A 16,244-nucleotide genomic window follows, 5' to 3' on the forward strand; every position below is an offset into this window, starting at 1 on the left:
ATCGTTTTCTAACCAAACGGTATCATACCACCACGAAATAGAAATTTCAAAGTATTTTCATGAAAATTAGACACTTTTTTATTTCAGTCTAAAAATCATCAAAAACATGGATGATATGATGCCTGGAAACTCAGAAAAAACCTGTGATAATCATGTTTCATCAGATTAAATGCTAACAAATTTTATCATTAAGTAAATCTAAAAGCACCGAATATGCGAAAAAGGATAATGAAATTATCTAGAGAAATTTTTTAATGTACGATCAATTTGTCGATCCACATCTTTTCGCTTCAGATCTTCTCGCTTATCATACGATTTTTTCCCTTTGGCCAATCCGATCAAGACTTTCGCATAGCCGTCTCGGATATAGACTTTCAATGGAACAATCGTGATTCCGGTATTTTTTGTTTCATTCAATAAACGCGCAATTTGCTTTTTATGCAATAATAATTTTCTAGTTCTTAGTGGATCATGATTAAAGATATTCCCTTGTTCATAAGGGCTGACATGGACATTATGCAAAAAAGCTTCGCCGTTTCTCACACGAACAAATCCATCTTTTAAGTTGATACGACTATTGCGAATAGATTTGATCTCTGTACCTTGTAAAACCATTCCTGCTTCCATTGTGTCGATGATCGAATAATCATGGCGAGCTTTTTTATTTTGCGCAATCAGTTTTCCCTCGCCTTTTGGCATTGGACATTCCCCCAATTCATTTTCATTTTTTATTTATTTTTTCTTTTTCTTCTTGGTGACGCCTTTGTAAAAAGGTTTTTTCCCTTTTTTCCCTTTTCCTTTTTTTGGACCATATTTACTATCGGCTTTTTTCGGACGTTTTTTCTTGTCCGTTTGCCGTCCATTTGAATGTTTTGAAGAACCTCTATTCGCTTCTTTTCTTCTTCCTTTTGGCGCTTCTAACGGTGCCAATTCCTCTGCGGAGACTAATTCGAAATCAATCGCTCGCTCAGTAGGATCAGCCTTTACTACTTTTACCCGTACTTTTTGTCCGATCTTGAAGGTTAATCCTGTCCGCTCACCAACGAGCGCTAGATGGTTTTCAATGTAGTGGAAATAATCTTGTTTCAATTCATTGATATGGATCAAACCTTCTACTGTATTTGGAAGTTCGATGAATAACCCGAATTTCACCACAGAGCTGATGATCCCATCAAATTCTTCTCCCACTTTATCCATCATAAACTCGGCTTTCTTCATTGAGTCCACTTCACGTTCTGTTTCAACTGCACGTCGCTCCATTTTCGAGCTATGATCGGCAATATCAGGCAGTGCATTTTCCCAATGCGTCTGATTGCTTTCACTTGGATCTTGACCATATGAACGAATCAAACGATGCACGATCAAGTCTGGATAACGACGGATCGGTGAGGTGAAATGTGTATAGTACTCTGCTGCTAATCCGTAATGACCAAAATTATCCTCAGAATAGCGTGCTTGTTGCATACTTCTTAACAACATGGTATTGATCACTGCTGACTCCGGTTTTTCTTCAACATCTTCGATCACTTTTTGTAAGTCCTTAGGTGTGATCGTGCCCTTCGTTCCTTTGACTAAAATTCCTAAAGCAGATGCAAAATCAAAGAATCGTTGCATTTTCTCTTCTTTTGGTTGCTCATGGATACGATAAATAAAAGGGAAATTCGCACGTGAGTAATGTTCTGCTACCGTTTCATTGGCTGCTAACATAAAGGATTCAATCAAACGTTCTCCTACACCACGACTCCGCAAGAGGATATCATGAGGGTGACCGTCTGGATCAACCATGATTTTGGCTTCCCGATCTTCAAAAGAGATCGCACCACGACGAATACGCATCGTCTCTAAGATCTCATGCAACTCACTCATCGCTTGAAACATAGGAACCAATGATTCGTAGCGAGCCATCGTTTTTTCGTCTTGCTCTTCTAAGATCTGATTGACTGCTGTATAAGTCATTCGCTCTGTTGTTTGGATCACACTTGGAAAAATCTCATGAGAAACGATTTTCCCTGTTGGGTCGATCTCCATTTCACAACTCATCGTTAAACGAGGAACCTTAGGATTCAGCGAACAAATACCATTTGATAAACGTTGCGGGATCATCGGAATCACACGATCAGTCAAATACACACTCGTTCCACGTTCATAGGCTTCACGATCTAATTGACTGCCTTCTGTCACATAGTATGAAACATCAGCAATGTGGACGCCTAAAAAGTAATTTCCATTATCTAACTTTCTAACTGTGACTGCATCATCTAAATCTTTGGCATCTTCGCCATCGATCGTTACGATTAATTGGTCACGTAAATCCCTGCGACCAATCAAATCTTTGTCGCTGATACTATCCGGTACAGCATCTGCTTCGCTTAAAACATCATCCGGAAACTGGGGCGGTATCCCATTGGCTACGACAATCGATAAAATATCCATGCCGGGATCATTCTTATGGCCAATGACTTGTTTGATGATTCCTTCTAAACTCGTTGCATAACTTTTTTCTGGATAATGGGTCAATTCGATCAGCACGATACTTCCATCTACTGGACGGACACCTTCTGCTGCGGCGTACACTTTGAATTGATTCATTTTTTTATCTTTTGGAATGACTACTCCATAAAGATCCGTTTCTGCCATTTCATCTTCTGTATAGGCGATGAACTCTCCGGCAATTTGTGTGGTTGCGCGTTGACGAATCTCAACGACCTTTCCTTCGGCTCCACGATCCGAAAAGGCATCCGCCGTTTTGACGATATCGATTGCAACAGTATCTCCGTCCATCGCATAGCCAGTCGCTTCTTTGGGGATATACACATCATCTTCTTCAGGATCGATCGTGACAAACCCAAATCCTCGCTCATTTGCGCGGAACGTTCCTTCAATCAAAATAGGTTGAAGTGGCAGTTTGATTTTTCCTTTTTTGGTAAATACGATACTTTGTTCTCTTTCCATCTGTGCGATGGTTTGCACTAGTAATTTAAAATCTTCGCTTTTTTGAAAGCCAAGACCTTCAGCGATTTCTTCCATCGAAAAACTTTTCTTACGACTGCTTTCAATAAAGAAAATGATTTTTTCTTTTAATGTTTCTTTTGTCATTATTATTCCTCATTCCAAGGTAAGTTCTCTAGAAAATCCAATACATCCTTTTCAAACACTTTTCTTGCTATTCCTACTGTGATCACATGCTTACTTTCTGGATACCAGTGTAAGGAAATGTCAGTTTGCGTAAGTTTTTTTGCTGTCTCGTAGACACCATAAGGATCAATCATTTCATCTTGACCCGCTTGAGCCATGAATACTGGTTTTTGGATATCTGATAACTTACTTTCTGTTATTGCTGCTTGTTCTTGAATATCTGTTAATTGTTGCTGTACTCGTGGCCGAAAGCTTTCGACTTTTTGTTCGATCATCGACTCCGATTCACCAGCAATTTTCAAGACCTGGCGTACATAATTCTCAAAATTCTCCGGCACATGATTTTCTACTGGAGAAATTGGCGAACAAAAAAATCCGCCTCCTATCATCGAATATTCTGATAATGATCGAACGGCAAAAATGCCGCCCATCGACAATCCTAATACGGCGATGTCAGAAAATCCTTCATCGTTGAGAAACTGGATCGCTTGTTTCGTGTCTTGCCACCACGTCTCAGCGTCCTGTTCTAAGATTTCATTTGGAGCAAGCGTGCCATGTCCTGTAAACATTGGGGCATAGACCGAATAGTTTGATTTCTCTAAAAAACGGGCTAACATCCGTACATCATTTGGACTACCTGAATACGCATGCAATAAGAGGATTGCACGCTTCCCATGTTTTTCATAAATAGGTTGTGGTAGACTTTTCATTTTATTCACCTCATTAGCCTTATTTTACCATAGTTAGCAAATACCTTCTTATATAATGGTTCTTTTTCTATTCAACAAAAAAGGTCTGGGAGCATTTCGTTTCCCAGACCTTCTATTTTTTTGAACAATCGATGAACCATCCGTGTTTCCTCAAAAATCTAAATGAAGCAAATGATCACTTCTGATCATTGGTTTCGAACGATCTATTTAGAAGATAAAAATGCAAGTACGAATAACAGAATCATCCATACAGCGCCCATAACAGCTGTCGAGCGTTGCATTACTGCTTCAAATCCACGTGCTTTTTGCTTTCCGAATAATTGATCTGCGCCACCTGTAAATGCACTTGCTGCACTATTTTGTTTGCTTGGTTGCATCATGATCGCAATGACCATCATAATCGAGATGACAATGACGATCCCTAAAATAATATTATACATCAAACAGCCTCCTTTCTCAAAATATCGTCCTTCTAACTTTATCACATAACACGTCTTGTGACAACAGTGTTTCATAAGATGGCCGATGTTTTAAAGAACATTTCTAGGCTTTTTCACATCGATTTTTTTGCATGTTCTATGACAAACGCTCCCCCTGTATCCTCATCTAAAATCAATGCTTATTTGCTAACCATTGGCGCTTATTTACGCCAAACATCATGATATTCAACTTTTCTCTCAAACTCCGCTTTTGCGTAGGGACATAACGGAATCACTTTTCTGCCAGTACGTCGGGCTACTTCCACTCCTGTAGCAACCAATTTTTCTGCTAATTTCTGTCCACGAAATGCAGGATCAACAAATGTATGATCAATGATCATAATATCAGGACCAGCATCAGACCACGTCATTTCTCCTATTTCACTTTGTTCATCGTCCAATAACACTAAGCGATTCTTTTCTTCTTTGATTTCCATCATTTCACTCTCCCAACCCTAAACTAACGAACAATTTCTTTATTCAACTTAAATTTTAACAGTCCTATTTTTTTCAAACAAACATTTTTACTTATAGACCCACTCTTTGCTCAATGAATGAAAAAATCACTGTCCAGTAGGTCTCTGGATCTTTACTGACTGCTTCTAAATGTTCTGCTCCAGGCACTAGCAGTAAGGCTTTATCTCCTGCCGTTGCATTTTGGATCGTATAAGCTGCTTCCATCGGAACAAAATGATCATGTTCACCATGGATGATCAGAACGGGTAAATGATTGCTCCCTAACTGTCTCGTTGCTGATGCCTGTTTCAAAGAATAGCCTGCATATTTTTGTGCGTAACGATTTGCATGTCGCATAATGATTTTTTTTGGAAAAACTGTCAATTTGCTTAACATATAACGAAATTCTGAATAAACGGATACAAAGCCACTATCAAGAATTAATCCTTTGACAGCACTCGGCAATTTCTCTCCACTAGCCATCATGATCGTAGAAGCACCCATTGAGCCTCCATGTAAGATGATCTTAGCCTCTGGCTCTCGTTGCAAGATCTCATTGATCCAGAGTATCAGATCTAATCGGTCCAACCAGCCCATCCCAATGATCTCCCCTTCACTTTCCCCATGGGCACGCAAATCAGGGATCAATACATTGAAGCCTTTTTCTGCATACTTTTTTCCGATATAAGACATGTCTTTTTTTCCTGTGCTGCGATAGTCATGGACACAGACTACCCATTTACCTTTGTTCGAATAAGCAGAGAATATTCTACCCTTCAATTTTAACCCCTCTTGACTTTTGGTCATTATGGGTTCTCCTTGTTGCCAAAAATCTTCTGCTAGATCTTCTAAACGTTGGCGTTGCTCTTCAACTGTCGTCAAAGAGGCAGGGTCCATGAGTTGATGCCCTGTCTCTTCATACCAAGCATAACCACGTTGTAATCCAGTTTTGATCAACTTCTTTGCGTACAGATAAGCAATAAAATGATAACTACCGATCATTAATAACATCATTAATAAACTATAAAAAACAATCACTTGCATCCCACACTTTCTACTTGGTGATCGAAATTAAAAAATCAAGTATGTTAAATGGTGCTCTAGTTTTCACACACGTATTTCAACGTTCATTTCTATTGTACCACTTTCTATCAAAGAGACAGACGAGGAACCATTGACTTGCTGTAATTTTAAACCTATCGTTCCCTATAATGATCTTCTCTTCTTACTGCTAACACTCATAAGAAAAAATGAATTGTTTGTATAACATTTACATTCTCCATAAAAATAAGTATACTAATGCCGTGCATTGGAATCAAGGGTTGACCCCTTGGACTGGTTCGGAAACTTCCCAGGATAAAAAACTAAGTGTCTCTAAAGAAAGGAGATTGGAAATAATGCGAAAAGTTATTATTGATTGCGATCCCGGTATCGATGATACATTAGCGCTATTGTTTGCATTAAAATCACCAGAAATCGAAGTTGTCGCAATCACCACCGTTTGTGGGAACGTCCCTGTACATTTGGGAACTGAAAATGTGATCCGTTGTTTGGAACGTTGTGACCGTTTAGACATCCCTGTTTATCAAGGTTCTGCAACACCACTCAACATGCCATTTATCAGCGCTCAAGATACTCACGGCATGGACGGTCTAGGGGAAACGAACTTCCCATTAGAAACAGACAAGCAAGCCGAAACGATTCACGCTGTTGATTTTTTAGCGAGTTATTTTGCTGAACAAAAAGATACTTCAGTGATTGCGTTAGGGCCGCTAACAAATGTCGCTTCTGCTTTACAACAGAATCCACAAATAGGAAAAAACATGGATCGATTTGTTTCGATGGGTGGCACGTATAAAAGCCACGGCAATTGTTCACCTGTAGCAGAATACAATTACTGGTGTGACCCTGATGCCGCAGCTTATGTATTTAAACATCTTGGTCAAATGATCGAGATGGTCGGTTTAGACGTGACACGAGAAATCGTATTTACACCAACGATCCTAGAATATTGTTGCCAACTTGCGCCCGAAGAAGGCAACTATTTAAAAGCAATCACACGCTTTTACTTTGACTTTCATTGGCAGCAAGAACGCGTCCTAGGTTGTGTCATCAATGATCCTTTGGCCGTTGCGTATTTCATCGATGAACAATTGTGCCAAGGATTCACTAGCTATACTGCTGTTGAAACACAAGGCATCAGCCGCGGACAAACCTTGGTTGATCGTTATGATTTTTGGCAGAAAAAACCAAACAGTCTAATCATGACAGATGTTGACACCTCTCTTTTTTTCCGGAAGTTTTTAGCCGTTCTTTTACATGCACAAGAAGAATTGATAAAAAATGATCTGGAAAGATTAAAGATAGGATGAAAAAAGATGGCACAAAAGAAAATCACGACAAGAATGATCACAATCATGGCACTAAGTATCGGAATCAACTTTCTCGGTGGAACGATTGCTTTATGGCTCCGTTTACCGATTTATCTTGATTCGATCGGTACGATTTTTGCAGGTGCCTTACTTGGACCAATTCCTGGGGTTTTAACAGGATTGAGTAGTAGCTTACTTAGTGGCGTGACGATGGATATGTTCTCTTTGTATTATTCCCCGATACAAATCATTACTGGGTTATTAGCGGGGTTGATTTTACCACAGAAATTACAGGCGCAAGGTTTGAAGAGTAAACTTTCATTATTCGCATGGACGTTTGTCCTTTCAGCGCCTGGAACCATACTATCATCGATTATCACGATCCAATTATTTGGTGGTATCACTTCATCAGGTTCAAGTACCATTGTCCAACTTCTTTACGGATTAGGACTAAACCAAGCTGTAAGTGTCACGATTGTTCAAGCAGCGACAGATTATTTAGATCGGCTGCTATCGGTCCTTGTCGTTTCACTTGTTGTGTTGAAATTACCAAACCAAGTAGTGGCAAAGACAAGAAATCGTTGATGAGTATTTGTACTATAGCTAATCACTAAATGCAAATACCCGAACGTCGAATCAATTTCTATCATCTCTATGAGAAGGAATTGATCCATCGTTCGGGTATTGTTTGTTATCCAAAAGGTTTTGTCTCTTGTTTGACTGAAAGAAACTTTCCTAAATCCAGCATCCTATCATTCCATCAACAAGGCACTATCCTGGACTTTAATATTTTTTTCTCGATCTTTATACGTGATCGGTCGGATCACTTTACACGGATTCCCCGCAGCAATCACATTTTCTGGTATATCTTTTGTTACCACACTTCCTGCCCCAATGATGCTATTTGCACCAATCGTCACCCCTTGAAGAACATGGACTCCCGCTCCTAACCAAACTTTATCGCCAATATGGATCGGCTTCGCATAAACGACATGATCGGCACGTTCCAACGGATCTTCTGCATGATTGGCTGCATACAAACCAACTCTCGGCCCTACATAGACATCATTTCCGATCGTCACCTCATGACAATCAAGAATGATCATATCATGGTTCAAATAAACATTATTTCCTATAGAAATGTTGAATCCAAACTCACATTGAAAATTCGACTCGATATAGACATTCTCACCCATTGAAGCGAATAGTGCCCGTAAAATGGGGTATTTATAATGATTTTCTGAATTCACGAGAAAATTGTATCTCCTGCATTGTCTCAATGCATGATTTCTTGCGTGTACTACTTTAGAGTCCATATCATCGTATGGTAAACCTGTATTGGTTATCTGTTTCACATCATTTTCGCTCATCTTTCTCCCCCTATTATCTTATTTGCTTACATGTATTATAACAGAGAGTCTATTTTCTATAAGGATGAGAGATTTGTGAAAGATCGTGACAGTGTTTTTCTAGTAATCGGTTTCGTGAATTCGCTCTATCTCTTTTCGATAGGAGCTTGTTAATTCTTGCTCTTTTTCTTCTAATTGTCGTGCATAGTTTTGAGCCGTATGGATCAGGTTACGATCGATTGCCTCCATTTGATGATAGAATTGTCGGCTATCCCAATGTTCATTCTTCGTCAAATACATGATTTTTTGTACCAATTGATCTGTTTCTCTCCTAAAGTTTACTAACTGATGATTGATTTCTTCTTGTTGACGGTGTATTTGACGTTTGTTTTGATAGAATTGCTCCTCTAAATTTTGTAGTTTATGTTGTTTCTCTACTGTCCCCATTCTTTACCCCCTTTTCACAGGTGTGACCAATGTTGGTTGTTTCATTTGTTTGACATACTGTTCTGCTGCAACGGCACTTTTCCCTTCTAAAGCGCCTTTCAAAGTAGACGGTAAGATACTATTTGTTTGTTGATACATTCCTTCTGAGATCTCTTTTAGGAATTCGATTGAAGTTAACTTGGTCTGAATGATGCGACTTTCCTTTGCCAGAATCAGCGCTTGTATGGCTACTCGTTCCCGTTCCTTTTGTTCTTGTCCAAGTCTTTCTAGAAATTCTTGTAATTCTCTATTTTCCATAGATAAACTCCTTTCACTTGTTTTTGAACAAAATATTTCCTGCCTGTCTGTCATACTCTGTAAGATGATTTGCTACTATCGCTAGTTTATTACTAAACTCCTCCAGCTTCTCTTTATATTGTTTCACTTGATTCGTATTTAATGAGGCTTGTCCGCTGTCCCATAAATTATTTTTTCCATATGGGGAAACCATCTCTTGTACTTCCCAATAAGTCAAATAGTTTCTTATCATTCCAACACCATCTAATAGTTCTTTCGCTGTTGCCGTAATCTCATCTTCGAATTCTTTTTGGGCATTTTTAAAGATGGTCTCGTACTCTTCCCCTATATTTTTCGCCTTTTGGATGATCGATTGAACTAATTCCGATTGTAAACTGATTTTTTTTGAACCTGAAGCATGAGAAATTCTTTTATGTAATTCGTTGACCGTCTCGTTCCATTCACTAGCAACTTTTGTCTCTGCAATAATCTTGGCATATTCTTTTTCAAAATCTTTATACTCTCCAGAGAGCAATAATTTTATGACTTCTGTAAAAGATAACCCACCTTCTGGTTTTTCTTTTACTACACGTTTCAAATATTTATCTATCAATTGGGAAACCTTTACCCCCGCAGCAAAAATGTAGCCATGTTCCTTTAAATTAGCTTCCTGAAGTGTTCCATCAGGATTTATTTGAAACTGTCCAAAGTCGTGGCTAGAGCCGTTTTGATCTTCCATATCAAACGTCGTGTTAAAAGATTTAGGTAATAAGTAACGAACATTCCCGATCTCATCTAGCCCAGGCTTATTTCTGTTCAACATGGAAACAATATCAACAGCATTGACATAATAGTCGATTTTCCCCTGCTCTTCCAACTCCTGGATATTTTTTTGTGCCTGTTCCGACATTCTATTAATACTTTCACGCGCATCAGGTCCTTGAAACAAAACTACTTTGTCGATTTTAGCAATATCTTTTTCAGGGAGATTCGCCACAGCCTGAATCGACACCATCGTTCCCAAAGAATGACCTGTGACAGACATTGTGGCATTAAGTGCTTGTGTGGTCATTTCCGTTATCTTCTGGTGCATAGCTTGATTTGCTAATTTTGCCTGTGGAATATAGGCATTTTTTGTTATAAATGCCTGATTATTATGCCACCAGTCATTGAGATTCAAATTACTTGAAGAAATACCATCACTGCCTCTAGTAACAAAATAAGTATGTTTAGTCTCTATCGACAATTTAGGCGTGTCTGTCACATAATAAGCATTGAACCCAGCTTTCTCATCCGTCAAAAGACCTTGCTTGTATGTGTTTTTCACATAGCTCTGCACTTCATAGCCTCCGTTTACTTTCGGCACTCGTATGTTTCCTAGCTCCTTGACTGTTTTGACGGTGGTATCGGGTTGGAGGTAGACCACACCGTTGTTGGGTAACTCTTTTCCCCCTTTTGTTAACTTTCCATTAATTTTTTTATCTTTGGAGAAGTCAAATTTTATTACTCTCTCTTTATTTTGGTAACTTGTAAAAGAATTGGGACGATTATTATAAGCACTTTCTGCTAGGCCAGCAAAAATATTATCAAAACTCTCTAAATTACTCATAAATCATTCCTCCTACATATAATGAGCTTAAAAGCCCTATTGTATCAAGTTTAGGCATATTTTTTTCATCTACTCCGAAACTTAATATAAAGTTTGACTCCTTAATATCATTAAATCTCCCATTAATGGTCATTAATTTTCCAGCGCCCCTAGGTGTACCATTTCCTATATCAGCGACTTTCACACTATCCCATTCATACTTAACACTTTGAATTTTTGGGTTTTGAGATTTCACATACTCAGTCATTTTATTTTCGTGTTCTTTCAAAAAAGCAATTTGTCTTTCTTTTTCTGGTGGTTCGCTCATTTTATCCACTCCTATCGTCATCAAAAGAACTAATAATACACCTATACTTACTAGAATCAGCCATTTTTTCTTTCCCAATTGATTATCCCTCATTCCTTACTCTTCAAATTCTCGGATACTTTTTGTGTATATTCTGTCAGCACATCAATACTTGCTAGTATTTTCTACTTGTACTACTGTTTACTCATCTGCTTCGTTCATTATTACTATACGTAATTTTTGCCTATTTAAATTAAAATTTACTGGATAAGGAGCATATACGTCGTATACGGTTAATTTTAGTCTTATACGCTCATAAAAAAATGCTTACTTCGTCAAATCATTCTACTGGGAGAGGATAACTATGCTAAGAAAAACAAGACTAGTAGTTGGTTCTATTATTTTAGGAATGTTAGGTTTTAGCCTGATGCTAGTAACGATGGTTCGAAAAAACAACTTTAATAGGGAGCTTAAATTAAACGCAAATTACTACGATCATTCAGAAGAGTCTCTGTTTATTTTGAAAAATCACAAAGAATAAAGGATTGTTTGTTTTGTGGACGATACCAGATATGGATGTGTCCTTTACTTCACGTATCTCTTGTTTGGTGTATTACATAATAAAGTAAATCGGCTATAATGAAGTTGACCGCCTCTTTTTAATAATAAAAAGCCATTATATACATATTAAAACTCACTATATTAATATTCATTACTCAAACATCATTCGGAAGTGACCTATCATGAAAAACCAACTCGCTTTTAAATTTTTACCCAAGTTATGGACTTCTATTTTTTTATCTTGTGGTGATTGCTATTGGCTCATTCATGTATTTATCAAAGTATTGGAATATTATGATTTTCACCTCTATCTATCCTGATTTTCATCTTCATATCTCAAACTTTTCAATTAGCTTGATTTTAGGTTTGATTCCATATTTTTGGTTATTGATGGGGATACAATTCAATTATGTAATTATATTTTCTTTCCTCTTACTCGTAGTAAATACGCTATGCGAAACTGTCTTCGGATTCATAAACACACCTGATCTTATTGATATGTGTTTTGGCTTTGTTGGTACTGGAATTTCTTTTCTGACATTGTTAATCATTTATACATTCGGACTTTTACCTAATAAAGAAACCACATAATTTTTCAAAAATCATCTGGCTGAAATGTAAAACGAGAATCGAAGCCTTAGCTGTCGATTCTCGTTTTCTTATATTTAAGATAAAATATTACACTTGTGATGATCAACAGAGTAGAAAAAACAAGCAACAAACCGATCATCCAGATATTACTGCCTTGATTGACGATAATCTTGTTTGAACCTCCTGTTTCCTCTATCAATCCTTCCAGTTCTTCTTTTGTATAATTAAATTTAGTTACTTTTTCTTTGCCATCAACAGTTAGAATAAACTGATATTCTCCAAACATCAATTCTGCATCACGAACTAACGGTAGATTTAGTTTTGTTTTAGTCATTGGAGTCAATGCAATTGAGCTCTCTTCAATTTCTCCTTCAGAAATGATATCCCCGTTTGGATTGATTACTTTGCATGAGCCGCTTTCCGCAAAAGTTACTGCAGGATCATTATTGGCTATATAGTAATCAAGCCTTATCACATCCTGTGAGCTCACAAACTCAAACTCATCATAAGTTTGTTCTTTTTCCCCCTCTAGTTCATCCATCTTAAGATGAAATAGGATTACTTTCTCATAGATATGAACGATATCTATAGCATCTTCATGACTTTCTTCACTTAATGTTTGAGAGAAATTCACCCCACCTAAAACTTCTCCATCAAGTTCCTCAGTCACATTGATCAAAATCGCTATCGTTTCACTTTGTTTCGCTTCAACTTTGATTTTTCCGTCTTCTAGTTCGCCATTAGCATTAGCTATCTTCACGTATTTACTAAAGTCATACTTTTCATCTAAAAGATTTTCTGTATTTTCAACATAAGTGACACTTCCCATCGTTGATATAGCAACCGATGGATAGACAGTAACATCTAAGTCCTTGTCACCTATATTTGTAATCGTAGCAGTGAACTCATAATTCTTATTAAGTTCTGGAGTAAACTGCAGATAACTTTCTCTGATCTCATATTCTTTGGGTTGCACATCCACTAGGATCGATGCAGTATCTTCCTCGGACGCCTCTACTGGTTGTATGTAAAAAAAACATCCCATCAATAAAACGAAAATAAGCGAACAGAAGTCAACTAACTTGTATTCTTTGGCTTGGCTATTTTTTGTCATTATTTCTCCTATTCATTTACTTATCAAGTATCTTAAATCTCTATATTTTGTTCTTGATATTCTTATTCCTCTTTTTCACAACAATATTTATCCTATCATCATACTTTGTATTTTGATTCATCAGAATGTTTTACTTTTCCCTGATCAATTTGAAAAGGATAAGTTTCCTTCGAGATTTTTTTATTATTTATATTTATTAAATTCATTACTCTAGCTTTAAGATAATTCTTGCTTGGACAATCGCGTTTAAATTGTCCCAATGATCCTTATTGTGAATGTCTCTAAAAAAAGCAAAATCTTGGGACTCTTCGTGGTACACAATCCCATCAGACACTAAAATATCTGCATCAGTAAAGTCAGAAGTGAAATGAATGATTTTTTTATTAAATATCGTTAGTAATTTACTTTCGATAACTGGTACATATTCCGGATGATGCAACATCGATATAGCAATAGTCACTCTTTCATTGTTTTGGATAGGTAAATAATACGAAAGAATATGTGCTAACTTGTTCGCAAATATTTGTCTATCGCCAACTTGAAAATTCCTGTTTTTGACTATTTCCAATAGTAGCTGCTTCACTTCATGGATTCTACTATTGGGACTATTTTGATTAGCCACTCCTTTTAAATTCTCGAAATAAATATTTTTGTATGCCCAACTATTGATGACACTTTCATATAAAATCACATGTTCCACATCGGAACTTATCTTATATGTTTCTGAAAATGTTTCGACGACATTCATAGAAAAATCAACGATTTCGTTATGTCTATGCTCTTTGAATTTTTTGCCTAAGACTATCTTGTCCTGCTTGCTTGTCGTTTCAGGGATGAGAAGTTGTCTACAAAAATAAAAGAATGCAACTTCTTTTTCTCTATCTTCCATGTTTCGGGTTGGTATCAACTTTGTTAGCGAGTCCTCTTCATACAGCTCTTTCATATCAGCGAATAGTTCTATTGCTGTTTTGTCCAAATCTTGTATGATATACCCACGTGACACAGCATTTTCAAGTATCGAGAATAGAATGTCATGCTTTGCTTTTGTCGTCTTCAACCTCTCGTAGTGTCCACCTACTAGGTCAATATTCACTCTTGTTTGGCTATCTGCGAAAACATTATAGGCCATGATTTGTACAAGGTAATGATATGTTCTGATAGACATCTCATTTCCTTCCAAAGAAATTGATTCAAAATTACTATTAATAGTTATTGGTATTTTTTGATAATGAAAGATATCTTTCAGTCTGCTGATCAATTTATAACTATAAGACTTACTAAACATCAACTTTTCGGAAATATCGACTACACGAGTTTTTCGGTGTTTCAAGAGATAGAGCAATAATTGAAAATAAGGTGATTCATTAAAAAACTTTTTTTTCAAATTGACAAATACTTGAAGCAACAATTCCTGATTAACGCCTTCGATTAAACCAATCGTTCCTTTTTCTAGTAAAAAGAAAGATGAAAATGTGAAATTCAATTGTTCAAAGTTTTCTTCGAGTTCAATCAGTAATATTTTCGTTTGATACATCGTTAAGTTTAATCGCTCACTTAATCTATTCAATGACAAATATTTTTCTGTCACTAGAACCTTAAACAGTTGCAACATTTCGTTTTGCTTTTTTGTTAAGTAACGGCTACTAAACGTATCCATTATATATTCCATTTCTTCTACCAACCTTCATTTTTAGAGGATTCTATACTAAGAAGAATTCATTTAGTCAGAATGTTTCATTTTTTATTTTTAGCGAACTATACCGATGTCTCCTAGTTCAACTTGCATGGCTGTTGTATTGGTCTGGCCTGTACATTTTGACTTGATTACTAAGGTAGTGAAGCTTTGATCATGTATATTTGTCTTTTTACGGAATTATTCTCTAAACCCCTTCACTTATTTCTAATAAATTTCTATTGATTAAAATTTTCTCTGTTTGCACTAATAGATTCATAAATCTGATGGACCAACCAGCCACAGCAGAAGCTTGCAACTACACGAAAGAATAAAAGAAGGAACACTGATCAGGCAATCAACAAGAGTAGTTTTCATTGATTGGATCAGCATTTCTTCTTTGAATATTCTATAGGACAGACGGATAGATGTACGTATTCTCTATTATAATCCATCTTATTCTGTCAATCTCCGCACACTTAACTCTTTATACCTGACAAGCCTTTCACAACTGAAAATAACTATTTTTTATTCGGGAGTATTATCCCCAAGGATTATTTACTTCTTGTGCTGTCAAGATGATTTTGGCGCTATCATCTCTGTTTGATCTCCATACGTAATCATTTGCATCTAAAATGACATCAAAATCTTTTTCGATCTGTACCGAACTCATGCGCATTACCTGTTGTGCTTGAAGATGTGGGTTTGAAGGTTGAATGTCTAGTCCATTTCCATATTGGTCAAGTTTTGCAAAAATATTCACAAAAACATCTTCAGATTTTGTATTATTTACTGTAGCTATCGCTTTTAAGACCTTCGTTTGTTTACGCATATCTGAATTTAAGTCAAAATCAGATAATTTGAAATCGACTTTGTCCGTTGTTCCTTCATTGAAAGTGATAGCTAGTTTTCCATCTTGGACTTCAATCGGTATTTGTTTTTCACTGACTGCCTCGGATGCGTTTACTAAGCTTGGGTTACTACCTACTAACAACAAAGTTGAGAGCATAACTATTGTGGATACTTTTTTTTTCATTGTTGGATAGCCTCCGGAATTTAATATTTTTTTCACAAAATCAGTTTACATTAAATTCCCTCATAGGGTTTATCCGAACATTCCACTCTTTTTTTAAAAACAGGATAATCTTACACAACGTTCTTTGCTACATGATAGAAACTTGTCCGGA

Annotated in this window: 16 protein-coding genes, 1 pseudogene and 1 riboswitch; of the genes and pseudogenes, 3 read left to right on the forward strand and 14 right to left on the reverse strand. The window is 36.8% G+C overall.

Annotation, left to right across the window (positions count from 1 at the left end; translation table 11 throughout):
• Positions 1-234 precede the first annotated feature (234 nt).
• The 6 genes from smpB to CYK55_RS09425 all read right to left on the reverse strand — a co-directional run bounded on the left by smpB (position 235) and on the right by CYK55_RS09425 (position 5,824).
• Positions 235-699 carry an SsrA-binding protein SmpB gene (gene smpB / locus CYK55_RS09400; protein WP_010734884.1) on the reverse strand — a complete coding sequence of 155 codons (465 nt, stop codon included), beginning with the start codon at positions 697-699 and terminating at the stop codon, positions 235-237.
• A gap of 33 nt (positions 700-732) precedes the next feature.
• Complete coding sequence (gene rnr / locus CYK55_RS09405; protein ID WP_126134234.1) at positions 733-3,096, reverse strand: ribonuclease R; 2,364 nt, start codon at positions 3,094-3,096, stop codon at positions 733-735.
• Positions 3,097-3,098: 2 nt separating this feature from the next.
• On the reverse strand, positions 3,099-3,845 hold the full coding sequence (locus CYK55_RS09410; protein WP_034687447.1) for an alpha/beta hydrolase: 747 nt from the start codon (positions 3,843-3,845) through the stop codon (positions 3,099-3,101).
• A 203-nt stretch (positions 3,846-4,048) separates the two neighbouring features.
• Positions 4,049-4,285, reverse strand: coding sequence for a preprotein translocase subunit SecG (secG, locus tag CYK55_RS09415; protein WP_010734881.1), 237 nt, complete (start codon positions 4,283-4,285; stop codon positions 4,049-4,051).
• A 200-nt stretch (positions 4,286-4,485) separates the two neighbouring features.
• A complete protein-coding gene (locus CYK55_RS09420; protein ID WP_034687450.1) occupies positions 4,486-4,761 on the reverse strand; it encodes a GNAT family N-acetyltransferase in 276 nt (91 codons plus the stop codon).
• Positions 4,762-4,852: 91 nt separating this feature from the next.
• Positions 4,853-5,824 carry an alpha/beta hydrolase gene (locus CYK55_RS09425; RefSeq protein ID WP_034687452.1) on the reverse strand — a complete coding sequence of 324 codons (972 nt, stop codon included), beginning with the start codon at positions 5,822-5,824 and terminating at the stop codon, positions 4,853-4,855.
• A gap of 285 nt (positions 5,825-6,109) precedes the next feature.
• Positions 6,110-6,154: riboswitch (PreQ1 riboswitch) on the forward strand.
• A gap of 23 nt (positions 6,155-6,177) precedes the next feature.
• Here CYK55_RS09425 and CYK55_RS09430 point away from each other — a divergent pair.
• Both CYK55_RS09430 and CYK55_RS09435 read left to right on the forward strand, forming a co-directional pair.
• Positions 6,178-7,152 (forward strand): nucleoside hydrolase, encoded by a 975-nt coding sequence (locus CYK55_RS09430; protein ID WP_126134235.1) that lies wholly within the window; start codon positions 6,178-6,180, stop codon positions 7,150-7,152.
• A gap of 6 nt (positions 7,153-7,158) precedes the next feature.
• The gene (locus CYK55_RS09435) at positions 7,159-7,737 is read left to right on the forward strand and encodes an ECF transporter S component (protein WP_034687455.1); all 579 of its coding nucleotides are present in this window, start codon (positions 7,159-7,161) and stop codon (positions 7,735-7,737) included.
• Between the two features lie 167 nt (positions 7,738-7,904).
• Here the strand turns inward: CYK55_RS09435 and CYK55_RS09440 are convergent, their stop codons facing one another.
• The 5 genes from CYK55_RS09440 to CYK55_RS09460 form a co-directional block, all read right to left on the reverse strand.
• Positions 7,905-8,522 carry a sugar O-acetyltransferase gene (locus CYK55_RS09440; RefSeq protein ID WP_034687457.1) on the reverse strand — a complete coding sequence of 206 codons (618 nt, stop codon included), beginning with the start codon at positions 8,520-8,522 and terminating at the stop codon, positions 7,905-7,907.
• 99 nt (positions 8,523-8,621) lie between these two features.
• Positions 8,622-8,948, reverse strand: coding sequence for a hypothetical protein (locus CYK55_RS09445; RefSeq protein WP_034687459.1), 327 nt, complete (start codon positions 8,946-8,948; stop codon positions 8,622-8,624).
• A gap of 3 nt (positions 8,949-8,951) precedes the next feature.
• Positions 8,952-9,245, reverse strand: a complete 294-nt coding sequence (locus tag CYK55_RS09450) for a hypothetical protein (RefSeq protein WP_034687461.1) — start codon at positions 9,243-9,245, stop codon at positions 8,952-8,954.
• Between the two features lie 13 nt (positions 9,246-9,258).
• On the reverse strand, positions 9,259-10,833 hold the full coding sequence (locus CYK55_RS09455; protein ID WP_126134236.1) for a lipase family protein: 1,575 nt from the start codon (positions 10,831-10,833) through the stop codon (positions 9,259-9,261).
• Positions 10,826-11,218 (reverse strand): hypothetical protein, encoded by a 393-nt coding sequence (locus tag CYK55_RS09460; protein WP_241234769.1) that lies wholly within the window; start codon positions 11,216-11,218, stop codon positions 10,826-10,828. The genes CYK55_RS09455 and CYK55_RS09460 overlap by 8 nt, the downstream gene beginning before the upstream one ends.
• A 644-nt stretch (positions 11,219-11,862) precedes the next feature.
• Here CYK55_RS09460 and CYK55_RS13830 point away from each other — a divergent pair.
• Positions 11,863-12,271, forward strand: a pseudogene (locus tag CYK55_RS13830) (hypothetical protein).
• A 46-nt stretch (positions 12,272-12,317) separates the two neighbouring features.
• On the opposite strand, the gene CYK55_RS09470 reads toward CYK55_RS13830, so the two are convergent.
• The 3 genes from CYK55_RS09470 to CYK55_RS09480 form a co-directional block, all read right to left on the reverse strand.
• On the reverse strand, positions 12,318-13,385 hold the full coding sequence (locus CYK55_RS09470; RefSeq protein ID WP_034687467.1) for a WxL protein peptidoglycan domain-containing protein: 1,068 nt from the start codon (positions 13,383-13,385) through the stop codon (positions 12,318-12,320).
• A 205-nt stretch (positions 13,386-13,590) separates the two neighbouring features.
• Positions 13,591-15,054 carry a helix-turn-helix domain-containing protein gene (locus tag CYK55_RS09475; protein ID WP_126134237.1) on the reverse strand — a complete coding sequence of 488 codons (1,464 nt, stop codon included), beginning with the start codon at positions 15,052-15,054 and terminating at the stop codon, positions 13,591-13,593.
• 544 nt (positions 15,055-15,598) lie between these two features.
• Entirely contained in the window at positions 15,599-16,093 is a 495-nt protein-coding gene (locus tag CYK55_RS09480) for a hypothetical protein (RefSeq protein WP_034687472.1), read from the reverse strand.
• Between the last annotated feature and the right edge of the window lie 151 nt (positions 16,094-16,244).

This window comes from Enterococcus mundtii, assembly GCF_003957375.1.
Taxonomy (GTDB): Bacteria; Bacillota; Bacilli; order Lactobacillales; family Enterococcaceae; genus Enterococcus_B; species Enterococcus_B spodopteracolus.

Excerpts from the sequence above, each read along its gene's own strand:
- smpB (WP_010734884.1), bottom strand. The coding sequence starts at position 699 with ATGCCAAAAGGCGAGGGAAAACTGATTGCGCAAAATAAAAAAGCTCGC.
- rnr (WP_126134234.1), bottom strand. The coding sequence starts at position 3,096 with ATGACAAAAGAAACATTAAAAGAAAAAATCATTTTCTTTATTGAAAGC.
- CYK55_RS09410 (WP_034687447.1), bottom strand. The coding sequence starts at position 3,845 with ATGAAAAGTCTACCACAACCTATTTATGAAAAACATGGGAAGCGTGCA.
- secG (WP_010734881.1), bottom strand. The coding sequence starts at position 4,285 with ATGTATAATATTATTTTAGGGATCGTCATTGTCATCTCGATTATGATG.
- CYK55_RS09420 (WP_034687450.1), bottom strand. The coding sequence starts at position 4,761 with ATGGAAATCAAAGAAGAAAAGAATCGCTTAGTGTTATTGGACGATGAA.
- CYK55_RS09425 (WP_034687452.1), bottom strand. The coding sequence starts at position 5,824 with ATGCAAGTGATTGTTTTTTATAGTTTATTAATGATGTTATTAATGATC.
- CYK55_RS09430 (WP_126134235.1), top strand. The coding sequence starts at position 6,178 with ATGCGAAAAGTTATTATTGATTGCGATCCCGGTATCGATGATACATTA.
- CYK55_RS09435 (WP_034687455.1), top strand. The coding sequence starts at position 7,159 with ATGGCACAAAAGAAAATCACGACAAGAATGATCACAATCATGGCACTA.
- CYK55_RS09440 (WP_034687457.1), bottom strand. The coding sequence starts at position 8,522 with ATGAGCGAAAATGATGTGAAACAGATAACCAATACAGGTTTACCATAC.
- CYK55_RS09445 (WP_034687459.1), bottom strand. The coding sequence starts at position 8,948 with ATGGGGACAGTAGAGAAACAACATAAACTACAAAATTTAGAGGAGCAA.
- CYK55_RS09450 (WP_034687461.1), bottom strand. The coding sequence starts at position 9,245 with ATGGAAAATAGAGAATTACAAGAATTTCTAGAAAGACTTGGACAAGAA.
- CYK55_RS09455 (WP_126134236.1), bottom strand. The coding sequence starts at position 10,833 with ATGAGTAATTTAGAGAGTTTTGATAATATTTTTGCTGGCCTAGCAGAA.
- CYK55_RS09470 (WP_034687467.1), bottom strand. The coding sequence starts at position 13,385 with ATGACAAAAAATAGCCAAGCCAAAGAATACAAGTTAGTTGACTTCTGT.
- CYK55_RS09475 (WP_126134237.1), bottom strand. The coding sequence starts at position 15,054 with ATGGAATATATAATGGATACGTTTAGTAGCCGTTACTTAACAAAAAAG.
- CYK55_RS09480 (WP_034687472.1), bottom strand. The coding sequence starts at position 16,093 with ATGAAAAAAAAAGTATCCACAATAGTTATGCTCTCAACTTTGTTGTTA.